At 60.7% G+C, this 12778-nt stretch carries 11 protein-coding genes and 1 pseudogene; 6 read left to right on the top strand and 6 right to left on the bottom strand.

Features of this window, described 5'->3' with window-relative positions; translation table 11 throughout:
• The first annotated feature begins 92 nt into the window (after nucleotides 1-92).
• Together selD and mnmH are read left to right on the top strand one after the other, a co-directional pair.
• The gene (selD, locus tag FFS64_RS24905) at nucleotides 93-1127 is read left to right on the top strand and encodes a selenide, water dikinase SelD (protein WP_137807537.1); all 1035 of its coding nucleotides are present in this window, start codon (nucleotides 93-95) and stop codon (nucleotides 1125-1127) included.
• Entirely contained in the window at nucleotides 1127-2230 is a 1104-nt protein-coding gene (mnmH, locus tag FFS64_RS24900) for a tRNA 2-selenouridine(34) synthase MnmH (protein ID WP_137807536.1), read from the top strand. Before selD ends, mnmH begins: the two co-directional genes overlap by 1 nt.
• A 119-nt stretch (nucleotides 2231-2349) precedes the next feature.
• On the opposite strand, the gene FFS64_RS24895 is transcribed toward mnmH, so the two are convergent.
• Nucleotides 2350-3015: a histidine phosphatase family protein gene (locus FFS64_RS24895; RefSeq protein WP_095192826.1), complete on the bottom strand. Its 666-nt coding sequence runs from the start codon at nucleotides 3013-3015 to the stop codon at nucleotides 2350-2352.
• 367 nt (nucleotides 3016-3382) lie between these two features.
• Here FFS64_RS24895 and FFS64_RS24890 point away from each other — a divergent pair, with 367 nt between their 5' ends.
• Nucleotides 3383-4093: a glutathione binding-like protein gene (locus FFS64_RS24890; protein WP_137807535.1), complete on the top strand. Its 711-nt coding sequence runs from the start codon at nucleotides 3383-3385 to the stop codon at nucleotides 4091-4093.
• Nucleotides 4094-4150: 57 nt separating this feature from the next.
• On the opposite strand, the gene FFS64_RS24885 is transcribed toward FFS64_RS24890, so the two are convergent.
• Nucleotides 4151-5686 (bottom strand): FAD-dependent oxidoreductase, encoded by a 1536-nt coding sequence (locus FFS64_RS24885; RefSeq protein ID WP_137807534.1) that lies wholly within the window; start codon nucleotides 5684-5686, stop codon nucleotides 4151-4153.
• A 203-nt stretch (nucleotides 5687-5889) separates the two neighbouring features.
• Here FFS64_RS24885 and FFS64_RS24880 point away from each other — a divergent pair, with 203 nt between their 5' ends.
• A complete protein-coding gene (locus FFS64_RS24880) occupies nucleotides 5890-6975 on the top strand; it encodes a DUF1615 domain-containing protein (protein ID WP_137807533.1) in 1086 nt (361 codons plus the stop codon).
• Nucleotides 6976-7051: 76 nt separating this feature from the next.
• On the opposite strand, the pseudogene FFS64_RS24875 reads toward FFS64_RS24880, so the two are convergent.
• Nucleotides 7052-7297 (bottom strand): annotated as a pseudogene (locus tag FFS64_RS24875) (hypothetical protein); the annotation flags it as partial.
• 214 nt (nucleotides 7298-7511) lie between these two features.
• Here FFS64_RS24875 and FFS64_RS24870 point away from each other — a divergent pair.
• Entirely contained in the window at nucleotides 7512-8135 is a 624-nt protein-coding gene (locus FFS64_RS24870) for a glutathione S-transferase family protein (protein WP_137807531.1), read from the top strand.
• Nucleotides 8136-8200: 65 nt separating this feature from the next.
• Here the strand turns inward: FFS64_RS24870 and FFS64_RS24865 are convergent, their stop codons facing one another.
• Entirely contained in the window at nucleotides 8201-8641 is a 441-nt protein-coding gene (locus tag FFS64_RS24865; protein ID WP_008021710.1) for a CBS domain-containing protein, read from the bottom strand.
• A gap of 223 nt (nucleotides 8642-8864) precedes the next feature.
• On the opposite strand from FFS64_RS24865, the gene FFS64_RS24860 reads away from it, so the two are divergent.
• Nucleotides 8865-11225, top strand: coding sequence for a DNA polymerase II (locus FFS64_RS24860; RefSeq protein WP_171017131.1), 2361 nt, complete (start codon nucleotides 8865-8867; stop codon nucleotides 11223-11225).
• Here the strand turns inward: FFS64_RS24860 and FFS64_RS24855 are convergent.
• Nucleotides 11190-11660: a DUF1810 domain-containing protein gene (locus tag FFS64_RS24855; protein ID WP_137807529.1), complete on the bottom strand. Its 471-nt coding sequence runs from the start codon at nucleotides 11658-11660 to the stop codon at nucleotides 11190-11192. The genes FFS64_RS24860 and FFS64_RS24855 overlap by 36 nt on opposite strands.
• Nucleotides 11661-11714: 54 nt before the next feature.
• Nucleotides 11715-12536, bottom strand: coding sequence for an aldo/keto reductase (locus tag FFS64_RS24850; RefSeq protein ID WP_137807528.1), 822 nt, complete (start codon nucleotides 12534-12536; stop codon nucleotides 11715-11717).
• Nucleotides 12537-12778: the final 242 nt, after the last annotated feature.

Below are 12778 nucleotides of genomic sequence, written 5' to 3'. Positions count from 1 at the left end.
TTCAACGTTGATGTGCCTGACTCACCGCTTTCGCGAGCAAGCCGGCTCCCGCAGGGTTAGAATCGGTCGCACCAATGTTGCGAGGTACCCCGATGAGCGAGCCGATCCGTCTGACCCAATACAGCCATGGCGCTGGATGCGGTTGCAAGATTTCCCCCCAGGTACTGGAAGTGATTCTGGCCGGTAGCGGCGCGCAGAACCTTGATCCGAAACTGTGGGTCGGCAATACCTCGCGCGACGACGCGGCGGTCTACGCCATCGATGAAGAGCGCGGCGTGGTGTCGACCACCGACTTTTTCATGCCGATCGTCGACGATCCCTTCGATTTCGGTCGCATCGCCGCGACCAATGCCATCAGTGACATTTACGCCATGGGCGGCGATCCGCTAATGGCGATTGCGATCCTTGGCTGGCCGGTCAACGTACTGGCGCCGGAGATTGCCCGGGAAGTGATTCGCGGCGGCCGTTCGGTGTGCGACGAGGCGGGGATTCCCTTGGCGGGCGGGCACTCCATCGATGCGCCGGAACCGATCTTCGGCCTGGCCGTTACCGGCCTGGTGGAAAAGCGCCACATGAAGCGCAATGACACGGCCACCGCCGGCTGCTTGCTTTACCTGACCAAACCCCTGGGCATCGGCATCCTCACCACCGCCGAGAAAAAGGGAAAATTGCGCACCGCCGACATTGGCCTGGCCCGGGACTGGATGTGCACCCTGAACAAACCCGGTAGCCGCTTTGGCAAACTCGACGGTGTGACGGCGATGACCGACGTCACGGGTTTTGGCCTGCTGGGTCACCTGGTGGAAATGGCGGATGGCAGCCGCCTGACCGCGCGAATCCGATACGACCGGGTGCCGCGTTTGCCGGGTGTCGAGTATTACCTCGAACAGGACTGCATCCCGGGGGGCACGTTGCGTAACTTCGACAGTTACGCCAGCAAACTGGGCCGTCTTCAGGAACTGCATAAACGTGTGCTGTGCGATCCGCAAACCAGTGGTGGCCTGCTGATCGCGGTCACCCCCGCAGGCAATCGACAGTTTCTCGAAACCGCCGCCGACATGGGTCTGAACCTTGAACCCATCGGTGAACTGGTCGAGCGACAGAACAATGCGGTCGAGGTGTCTTGATGTCTGTCGACTGTACCGAATACCGCGACATCTTCCTCAACGACCGGCCAATGATGGATGCCCGCGCGCCGATCGAGTTTGCCAAGGGCGCGTTCCCCGGTGCAGTCAACCTGCCGCTGATGAACGATCACGAGCGGCAACGGGTCGGCACCTGCTACAAGCAACACGGTCAGCAAGCCGCTATCGCCCTGGGTCATCAATTGGTGTCCGGCGCGATCAAGGCCGAGCGCATCCAGGCCTGGGCGGATTTCGCCCGGGCGCATCCCGATGGGTATTTGTATTGTTTTCGCGGCGGGCTGCGCTCGCAGATCGTCCAGCAATGGCTCAAGGACGAGGCGGGCATCGACTATCCGCGCGTCGCTGGCGGTTACAAGGCCATGCGTAACTTCCTGCTGAGTACGGTCGATCAGGCCGTTGCCCAGTGCGATTTCGTGTTGCTGGGCGGCATGACCGGCACGGGCAAAACCGAAGTGCTGACGCAATTGCGCAACGGGTTGGACCTTGAAGGTCACGCCAATCACCGCGGTTCCAGTTTCGGCAAGCGCGCCACGGGCCAACCGACCAATATCGACTTTGAAAACCGCCTGGCGGTAGACCTGCTGAAAAAGCGCGCCCAGGGCCTCGAGCAATTCGTGCTGGAGGACGAAAGCCGTGCCATCGGCAGCTGCGCGCTGCCATTGCCGCTGTATCAGGGTATGCAGCAGTACCCGATGGTCTGGCTGGAAGACAGCCTGCATGGGCGGGTCGAGCGGATCCTGCGCGATTACGTGGTGGACCTGTGTGCCGAGTTCATCCGAGTGCATGGCGACGAAGGCTTTGCGTTGTTTTCCGAACGCTTGCTGGAGAGCCTGAACAATGTGCACAAACGCCTGGGCGGCGAGCGTCATCGACGGATGCTGCTGTTGATGGAAGAGGCGCTGGCGGAGCAGGGAAGCAGCGGTTCGGTGGATTTGCACCGGGGCTGGATCGAGGGGTTGCTGGTGGAGTACTACGACCCGATGTATGCGTTTCAGCGCGAGAAAAAGGGCGCGCGGATCGAGTTTGCCGGGGAGCGGGGGGCGGTGTTGGAGTATTTGCGGGAGCGGGGTGGTCAGCGAGGTTGATGGTGGTTTTGCCGGCCCCTTCGCGAGCAGGCTCGCTCCCACATTGAATTTGTGTGTACCTCAATCCCCTGTGGGAGCGAGCCTGCTCGCGAAGAGGCCCGAACAGACACTGCAAAAAATCAGGTCGGGCAAGTCTCCTGCCCATTATCCAGCCCTTGCTTGTAGCTTTGGCTTTGCAGGCTGGCCTTGCCGTTGTGCCAGGTCAGGGTCAGCACATACAGCGAATCGTAGTCGCCGGATTCCCAATCGTCGGTGATGTTCTGCTTCTTGCCCACGGCTTTACCGGCGACCTTGTTGATCAGTTCCGGCAGGTAACCATGGGACCAGGCGGTGTAGATGGTTGCGTTGTGGTACTTGTCGTCGATCAGTTCACGGGCCAGATCACTGGTGTCGTTGGCCGAGAAGTTGATGTTCACCGGCAAGCCGAGCTTGATCGCGCTGGGGCTGATGGTCATCAATGGACGGATGTAGCTGTAGGAATTGTCCAGTTCGCCTTCCTCGACATTGCGTGTCGGGTTGGCGGCAAACACATAGTCGGCCTTGCCGAATTTTTCCGGCAGCAGGGTAGCCAGATCGATCGCTCGGTTCAGGCCCTGGCAATTGAGCTGGCCCAGGCCCCCGGCGGGTTTTTCCGCATGGCGCAGGAACACCAGCGTTTGGGTGCCGTCCGCCGGCTGCGCGCGGGACTCCAGGGCAAAAAACACCGCACTGGCCGCCAGCAGGACGGGCAGGGCCAGATAAGCGCGATGTTTGAAGCGTTTGGCGAATTTCATAAGGTTCGTCATGGAATTAAGGGTTCTTCAGCGCATTGGGTTAAGGCTGACAAACCTTTACACCGCGAATTTCCTGCATCGGGTGTTTTCCATGTCGTGAAACCGGTCCGTTTCAAAGGGCAGTGCTCAGAGTCCCCTGAAGCCCATTTGGTTCGATTCCGGCCGAGAGCGCCGCAATGTATCGGTAACCTTGAACGGGTTGCAGCGAAGGTTATCGACAGGATGTTGCGGATTTATGGACACCGTACACCGGCCACTACGCAGGGGTGTTGTGATCTCTTTTGATCTTCACCATCAGTGGTATTGATGGCTCCGGGCGTCGCACGGCGGGTTATCTCCATTATCATCGGCATTCTCAATTTTCCCGTGGATCCTGCCCATGACCGATTTGTCTGCGTTCCCCATCACCGAAAAATGGCCGGCCCAGTATCCGGAGTGGATTCAGCTGTACTCCTTGCCGACCCCCAACGGCGTCAAGGTTTCGATCATGCTCGAAGAGATCGGCCTGCCCTACGAGCCACACCGCGTTGGTTTCGACACCAACGATCAGATGTCCCCCGAATTCCTGTCACTCAACCCGAACAACAAAATCCCGGCGATCCTTGATCCCCACGGTCCGGATGGCCAGCCGTTGCCATTGTTCGAGTCCGGGGCGATTCTGATTTACCTGGCCGACAAGAGCGGGCAATTGCTGGCCCAGGAGTCGGCGGCGCGCTACGAAACCATCCAGTGGCTGATGTTCCAGATGGGCGGAATTGGCCCGATGTTCGGCCAGCTCGGCTTCTTCAACAAATTCGCCGGCAAGGACTATGAAGACAAGCGTCCCCGTGACCGCTACGTCGAGGAAAGCAGGCGTCTGCTCGCTGTTCTCGACAAGCGCCTGGAAGGACGGGACTGGATCATGGGCGAGCGCTACACCATTGCCGATATCGCCATTTTTCCGTGGGTGCGCAACCTGATCGGCTTCTATGAGGCCGGCGATCTGGTGGGTATCCAGAATTTCCAGAACGTCACGCGGGTGCTGGATCGCTTCCTGTCGCGGCCGGCGGTGAAGCGCGGGCTGGAAATCCCGAAACCCGTCTCCAACTGACTCACTGAAAAACCTGTGGGAGCGAGCCTGCTCGCTCCCACAGGTTTTGTGGTGGTTTCAGGATCTGCCAAAAAACGGCCGGATCCCGTGATCCTGGAAGTACCGCGCAATCACCTTCGGATCCGAGCAGGTTTCGGCTATCGCCACATAGGTATCCGGCCGCAACAGATAAAACCCGTTACGTCCAAGGCCCGCCGTTTCGAACGCCGGCCGCCAGTCGAATACATGCAGCGGCAAATGATGTTCGTGGCACCAGGCGATCATTTCGTCGCTGGTGTCGCCATACACATGCACCTGCCAGGTCGGGCATTTCAACGGTTCGAAATTGTCCCCCTCGCCATCGTGTGCCCAGGGCAGGCGGTCGCCGCCATGCACATGCCCGGCAACGCCCGTACTCAACGGCATCCCACGGTAATTCAGGGTGATCTGCGACACCGTGCGAAAGAGGAATTCCCGGGACGTTTCAAACGAAGCCATTTTCGGCAGCAGGAACGGCGCCAGGCGCGTGCGCAGCAGGTCGGCCATGCGTCCTTCGGCGGTGACGAACGTGAAGACCCGGTCCGTGGTGGCTACCAGTTTGCGGGCAAACGCGATGCGTTCGGTTTCGTAGGTGGCGAGCAATTTGGCCTCGGCGCCGCCGCTCAACACCGCGGCGAGTTTCCAGGCCAGGTTGATCGCATCGCCAATCCCCGTGTTCATGCCCTGACCGCCGGCGGGGCTGTGCACATGGGCGGCGTCGCCCAGCAAAAACGCGCGGCCGGTGCGAAAGTGATCCGCCACCCGATGGTGCACACGGTAGGTCGAGAACCAGTTCAACCGCTCAATCTTGACCTTCAGGTGTTCGATGGCCCGGCTGCTGACGTCTTCGAATCGCAGGCCTTCGGCGTGTTCGGCGCGTTCGTCGCGGACCGTGCCGATCAGCCGCGCACGACCTTCACCTGCCAACGGGAACACGGCAAGGAAATCCGCCTCATCGAGATCCAGGTGCAGTTCACCGTTGAACGTCGGCCCGCTGGCCTGTACATCGGCGACATAGAAAACCTGCTGATAAGTGCCGCCGGGGAATCCGGTGTCCAGGGTCTTGCGCACAATCGACCGGGCACCGTCGCAACCGGCCAGGTAACAGGCCTGGCAGATTTCCTGATGGCCGTCGGGCAGGCGCAGCGTGGCGATGATGTCGTCGCCGGTTTCCTCGAACCCCAGTAACTCAGTGTTGCGCTCCACTGTGATACCGAAGGTTTCCAGGCGGTCGATCAGCAGCCGTTCGTGTTCGTCCTGGGGGAATATTTCGAGGAACGCATAAGGCGTGAGGCCTTCGCCAACGCGACTCAACGGCAAGCGTGTCACGGGTTCGCCCTTGACCCAGAAATTGGCCGCCGCCACGCGATGTCCCTTCTTGACCACGGCGTCCGCGAGGTCGAGTTGGCGATACAACTCCAGTGTCCGCGCCTGAACGGCCAGCGCCCGGGACGTGGTTCCGGGCGCTGAAGTTTTATCGATGATTCGTACTCGAATGCCCAGTCTGCTCAGCCACAGTGCCAGTACCAGTCCGGTCGGGCCGGCGCCGATGATCAACACGTCGCTACGTTGCATGACTTGTCCTCCTTAACGAGTCAAGCAAGTATGGTCCAAACAGGCAGGACAGCCAGGCCACGCGCCCAACGGGATCGGCCCCGCCGGCGATGCAATGCAGGTCCGGTGTCAATTCGGGGAACAGGGCGTCCGTGCCGCAGTCATAGCCAGCACCCTGCCATCGACCTTATGGTTGACCGGCGCATCCAATGACCAGGAGCAACATGCAAGCCCACCGATTGATCATGAGCATCGCCGCATTGCTGGTGCTGGCCGGTTGTGGCAGCCAACGGACCCAGGAACCCCCGGCGCGCACGCCTGCTGAGGTGAAGGCGGAAATCCTGCGTCTGCTGCCGGCCAAAACCGTCGACCGCCAGGGCTGGGCCACGGATATCTATGCCGCGTTTGTGGCGCAGAACATCGCGCCGACCACGCAAAACCTCTGTGCGGTACTGGCCGTCACCGAGCAGGAATCGACCTTCCAGTCAGACCCGTCCGTGCCCGGCCTGGGCAAGATCGCCCGTGACGAAATCGACCGCCGGGCGGCCAAGGCGCACATTCCCGGCCTGTTGGTCAGCGGTGCGTTGCAGGTGCGCTCACCCAATGGCAAAAGCTACAGCGACCGGTTGAGTACGGCCCGCAGCGAAAAGGAGCTGAGTGCGATTTTCGATGACTTCATCGGCATGGTGCCCATGGGGCAGACATTGTTTGCAGGCTTCAACCCGGTGCACACCGGTGGGCCGATGCAGGTCAGCATCGACTTTGCCGAGCAGCAGGCGAAGGACTATCCCTATCCGGTGGAGGGCTCGATCCGCCGCGAAGTCTTCACTCGCCGAGGCGGCATGTATTTCGGCATCGCGCATTTGCTGGGGTATCCGGTGAGCTACAAGCAACCGCTGTATCGCTTCGCCGATTTCAACGCCGGTTGGTACGCCAGCCGCAATGCCGCGTTCCAGAACGCCGTGAGTAGGGCGTCGGGTGTTCCATTGGCTTTGGATGGCGATCTGGTGCGCTACGACTCGATCATGCCCGGTACCACGGAAAAGGCCGTGCGCACCCTTGGCAAACAACTGGATATGCGTAATCCGGCGATCAGGGACCAGTTGGAGGAGGGCAATACGTTGGCGTTCGAAAACAGCAAGCTTTATCAGCGGGTTTTCGAGTTGGCCGACAAGGCCGAAGGCCGGCGATTGCCGCGCGCGGTGTTGCCGGGGATCGTGCTGCAAAGCCCGAAAATCACCCGCAAACTCACCACGGCGTGGTTTGCCAAGCGGGTAGATGAGCGTTATCAGCGTTGCATGGCGCGTTGAGCGGATCTGAAAATCACGAAAAAGCCCGGCTGATCAGGCCGGGCTTTTCGGGTGATGCGGTCTGGCGATTTGTTTAGGCGACGGTGTTGCCTTTCAGGCGATCAGAACCATCGGCAGCCACAGCGCGTTTTTCGAGCAGGCGATCAGCGCCACCTTCAGCCACACGATTCTGGAGCAGACGATCCGAACCACCTTCAGCCACACGGCTTTCGATCAGACGATCCGAGCCGCCTTCAGCGACTACAGGTTGAGCAGAGGTCGCGGCGAAAGCGTTCACTGCGAAGATCGAAAAAGCGATGCTGAGGAGGGTTTGGCGTTTCATGATCGTGTGCTCCGGGGGTGTTTGGTTGGTATGGAGCAGATGTTACGCCGCACAGTTTTTAAGAGAACTTCATTGAGTTAATGGTGACTATTGACGCAGTCAATGGTTGGTTGTGTCGACTGGAGATCCCTGTGGGAGCGAGCCGGCTCGCTCCCACAGGTGGCGGCTTCTACACTGGATAATTGGCGCTGATCCCGCCAACCAGGAGGTGTGTATGTATCAACTCTACGGCCATCAGAACTCGGGCGCGGCTGCGATAGAGGCGGCACTGGAACTGTGTGAAATCCCCTACCGCTTCATCGATGTCGAGTCATCTGCGCAGGCTGCCCAGGCACTGGAGAAACTCAACCCGCTCAAGCAGATCCCGACGCTGCAATTGCCCGACGGCAGCATCCTCACCGAGAGCGCGGCGATCCTGATCCATCTCGGGCTGACGTTTCCTCAATCGAAGTTGTTGCCGGACGACCCCGCCGACCGCGACCAGGCCATTCGCGGACTGGCGTTCATCGTCAGTAATTGTTACGCGGCCATCGGCATCATCGATTACCCCGAACGTTGGCTGGCCGAGGCAGACGAGGCGTCGCGGCGCAACCTCATGACCGGTGCCCGTCAGCGCCTGCACTGGAGTTGGGAGGTGTTTGCCGACCAGTTTTCCGGTGAGCTGTATCTGGGGGACGAGACGCCGGGAGCGCTGGACGTGCTGGCGGCGGTGATCACGCGGTGGGCGGGGAGCCGGGAATATCTGCGCCGCGCCCGACCGGGGTTTTTCGCCTGGCTGGAACGAATCGACCGGCATCCGACGCTGGCCCCGGTCTTCGCCCGGCACTGGCCCGCCTGAACAGCACAAATCAAATGTGGGAGCGAGCAGGTTCGCTCCCACAGGGGGATTTTCGCGTAGCTGAGCTATTCGCCGCGAATGTACTGCTCCAACTGGCGAATCAGTTCAGCCTGTTCGGCGATCGCTTCTTTGACCAGGTCGCCGATCGACAGCAAGCCGATCAACTTGCCGTTTTCCACCACCGGCAGGTGGCGCAGGCGCTTGTCGGACATGATGCCAAGGCAGGTATCGACGGTCTGGTGAGTGTCCACGGTGATCACCGGCGACACCATGATGTCGCGCACCGGCGTACCCACCGAAGAACGCCCATGCAGCACCAGTTTGCGCGCATAGTCCCGCTCACTGATGATGCCCAGCACCTCATCATTGTCCACCACCAGCAAGGCGCCGACGTTCTTTTCAGCCATCTTCATCAGCGCTTCCAGCACCATGTGATCAGGTTTGATCTGGTGCACTTCCTGGTTTTTCTGATCTTTCAACTTGAGCAGTTGCGCGACGGTTTTCATGGCGGTGTCCCAGGGTGTTGTCGTTGTCCTTGAAGAATCGTAGACCCGGGCCTTCAGGGCAAGGGCGAAAGCGGCAGATAACACGCAAAAAACGTCATTCAACGGTTTTTCTTAAGTAAAGGCTGAAAACCTATGGGAGTCGGCTCGCTCCCACAGAGATCGCATCCACTTCTCATTGAGCGCGTAGAATCAACACCCTGAATCAAATCCGAGGTTTGCAGTGGTGGATTTACCCCAGGGCTTCGTCCTGACCCGGCATTGGCGCGATACCCCGGCGGGTACGGAAGTCGAGTTCTGGCTGGCGACCGATAACGGTCCCCGGCGCGTCCGCCTGCCTCATCAGCCGTCGGTGGCGTTCATTCCGGCCAGCCAGCGCGATCAGGCCGAGGCGTTGTTGCGTGACGAAAAGAACGTCGAACTCAAACTCCTGGCCCTGCAGGATTTCGAACATCGCCCGGTGCTGGGTCTGTATTGCCGGCAGCACGGCCAGTTGATGCGCCTGGAAACCGCGTTGCGCCGGGCCGGCGTCGAAGTGTACGAAGCCGACGTGCGCCCGCCGGAACGCTACCTGATGGAGCGCTTCATCACCGCACCCGTCCGTTTTAGCGGTACGCCGGGGGCCAATGACCTGCTGCTCGACGCGCAGATGAAACCCGACCCCGACTACCGGCCGAGCCTCAAACTGGTGTCCCTGGACATCGAAACCACTGCCCAGGGCGATTTGTATTCCATCGCCCTGGAGGGCTGTGGCGAGCGTCAGGTGTACATGCTCGGCCCGGCCAATGGCGACGACAGCGCGGTGGATTTCGAGCTCGAATACTGCGAGTCGCGTACCCTGTTGCTGAAAAGGCTCAACGACTGGTTCGCCCGGTATGATCCCGACGCCATCATCGGCTGGAACGTCGTGCAGTTCGACCTGCGGGTGCTGCACAAACACGCCCGGCAACTGGGTGTGCCGCTGAAACTGGGGCGCGGCGGCGAGGAAATGCAGTGGCGTGAACACGGTAACGGCAACCACTACTTTGCGTCCGCCGCCGGCCGGCTGATCATCGACGGCATCGAAGCCTTGCGTTCGGCGACCTGGAGTTTCCCGTCATTCAGCCTGGAAAACGTCGCGCAAACCCTGCTCGGCGAAGGCAAGTCGATTGATAATCCGTACCAGCGCATGGATGAAATCAACCGCATGTTCGCCGAGGACAAGCCGGCGCTGGCCAAGTACAACCTCAAGGACTGCGAACTGGTCACGCGGATCTTCGCCAAGACCGAGCTGCTGACCTTCCTGCTGGAACGGGCCAGTGTCACGGGGTTGCCGGCCGATCGCATGGGCGGTTCGGTGGCGGCCTTCACTCACCTGTACATGCCGTTGATGCACCGCCAGGGCTTCGTTGCGCCGAACCTCGGCGGCAAACCTGCGCAAGCCAGCCCCGGCGGGTTTGTCATGGACTCGCAACCGGGGCTGTATGAGTCGGTGCTGGTGTTCGACTACAAAAGTCTTTATCCCTCGATCATCCGTACCTTCCTCATCGACCCGGTGGGCCTGATCGAAGGGCTCAGGCATCCCGATGACGCCGACTCGGTACCGGGTTTTCGCGGGGCGCGGTTCTCCCGTACCCGGCATTGCCTGCCCGCCATCGTCGCCCGGGTCGCCGAGGGCCGGGAAACCGCCAAGCGCGAGCACAACGCGCCGTTGTCCCAGGCACTGAAGATCATCATGAACGCTTTCTACGGCGTGCTCGGCTCCAGCGGTTGCCGCTTCTTCGATACGCGACTGGCATCGTCCATAACCTTGCGTGGCCACGAGATCATGTTGCGCACCCGCCAATTGATCGAAGCCCAAGGCCATACGGTGATCTATGGCGACACCGACTCGACCTTCGTCTGGCTGCGTCGCGCCCACGGCCAACAGGAAGCGGCGCAGATCGGGCGCGCATTGGTGGATCACGTCAACCAGTGGTGGCGCGAGCACGTGCGCCAAGCGTATGGCCTGGAGAGCGCCTTGGAGTTGCAGTACGAAACCCACTACAAACGGTTCCTGATGCCGACCATTCGCGGTGCGGAGGAGGGCAGCAAGAAGCGTTATGCGGGGTTGGTCACGCGCGCCGATGGCACTGACGAGATGGTCTACAAAGGCCTGGAAACCGTGCGTACCGACTGGTCGCCGCTGGCTCGGCAATTCCAGCAGGAGCTGTACCTGCGGATCTTCCAGCGCAAGCCTTATCAAGATTATGTGCGCGATTATGTAGCCAAGACCCTGGCCGGCGAGTACGACGACCGCCTGATCTACCGCAAGCGCCTGCGGCGTACGCTCGATGACTACCAGCGCAACGTCCCGCCCCATGTGCGGGCGGCGCGTATCGCCGACGAGTACAACGACCACCAGGGCCGCCCGCGGCAATACCAGAACGGTGGCTGGATCAGCTACGTGATCACCGTCGCCGGCCCCGAGCCGCTGGAGATCCGCAGCGCGCCCATCGATTACGACCACTACATCACCAAACAGCTGCAACCGCTCGCGGACGCGATCCTGCCGTTCGTCGACGACGATTTCTCAACCCTGATTGGGGGGCAACTGGGCCTGTTTTGAGTCCAGCAGCGACAACGTCCAGTCATCCAGGATGCCGTGGAAGTACTGGTTCAGGGCTTGATGAAACGGACTGTCTTTGGGCGCGACCTGGGCGAACAGGGTCATCGATGAGTGAAACTTCAGGTCGTCCGGATGGCCGAAAATCGCCGCTACCGAGCGCTGCTGTATGTTCAGTACTTCATGGGTGCAACTGCGCAGCCTGGTTCCCAGCAAGGGATGGTCCAGATAGGCCTGCGCCTCTTCTCGGGAGCGAATCGCGAAGCGTCGGGACATTTCGCTGTCACCCAGCCCGGCAAGCTGCGGAAAGATGAACCACATCCAGTGGCTGCGTTTGTGGCCGGCGTTCAGTTCGGCCTGGACCCGGTCGAACACCGGGTCTTGCGCCTGGATAAAGCGTTGCAGGTTGAAGGTGTCCTTCTGATCGGTGCTTCTCATGGCGAAGCCCTCTGACACTCATGCTGTCAAGGTGATGGCTATCGGGGTGATGGCTCAGACCATGGCCAGCCGTTGCTTGCGTGTAGGCGCGTGAAACGCTTGGTCCAGCGCCTCCAGATCCCCAGCTTCAAGTTGCAACCCGACAGCCTGGGCGTTGAGTTGCACATGCTTGGGGTGGACTGCCTTGGGGATGGCGATTACCCCCTTCTGGCGCAGCAGCCAGGCCAGCGACACTTGCGCAGGGGTGACGCCATGACGCGCAGCCACCTGCCTGAGCGTGGCATTGGCCAGCATCTGCCCACCCTGACCGATCGGACAGTAGGCCATGACGGGCATCGTGCGCTGCTGGCACCAGGGCAGTAAATCAAATTCTATCCCGCGCTCCTCCAGGTTGTAGAGCACCTGATTGGTGGCGCAGGCCGGGGCGTTCAGTTCCAGCAGATCATCGACGTCGAAATTTGACACGCCCCAGCGGCCGATCTTGCCGGTGTCGCGCAGGCGTTCGAAGGCTTCGACGGTTTCTTCCAGCGGATACTGGCCGCGCCAGTGCAGCAGATACAGGTCGATGTGATCGGTACCGAGCCGCTTCAGGCTGCGCTCGCAGGCCTGGGGAATGCCTTGGCGACTGGCGTTGTGTGGGTAGACCTTGCTGACCAGGAAGACCTTGTCGCGCTGGCCGGTGATGGCTTGGGCGACGACTTGTTCGGCGCCACCCTCGGCGTACATCTCGGCGGTGTCGATCAGGGTCATGCCCAGTTCAATGCCCTGGCGCAGGGCGGCGACTTCCTCTTTGTATCGGGATTTGTCTTCGCCCATTTGCCAGGTGCCTTGGCCGATGGCTGGCACTTCGGTGCCGGCCAGTTGTTCTATGCGCATTTTGATTCCTTGTAATTTTTACTCCGGTTGGCATCAGGATAGTCCCTCGGGTTCCATCTTGGCGGCCTCTGGGCCGACCAGGCTGGTGGTGGGTTGTGTACATATCCGTTTCTTCGGTAACGGCGGCTGGCGGCTCTTTCCCTGCCGATGATCGATTGATCCCTCCCAGCACTGCACTTTTTCGAACTGACCGGCTCTATCCATAGCCGTTGCAGCGAATCCCGCCGCACAGGAATGTGTCA

Origin of the sequence: Pseudomonas sp. G(2018), assembly GCF_005502415.1 — a bacterium.
GTDB lineage: Bacteria > Pseudomonadota > Gammaproteobacteria > Pseudomonadales > Pseudomonadaceae > Aquipseudomonas.
Note: the sequence above shows the minus strand (reverse complement) of the source record. Positions and strands in the feature narration are given on the sequence as shown.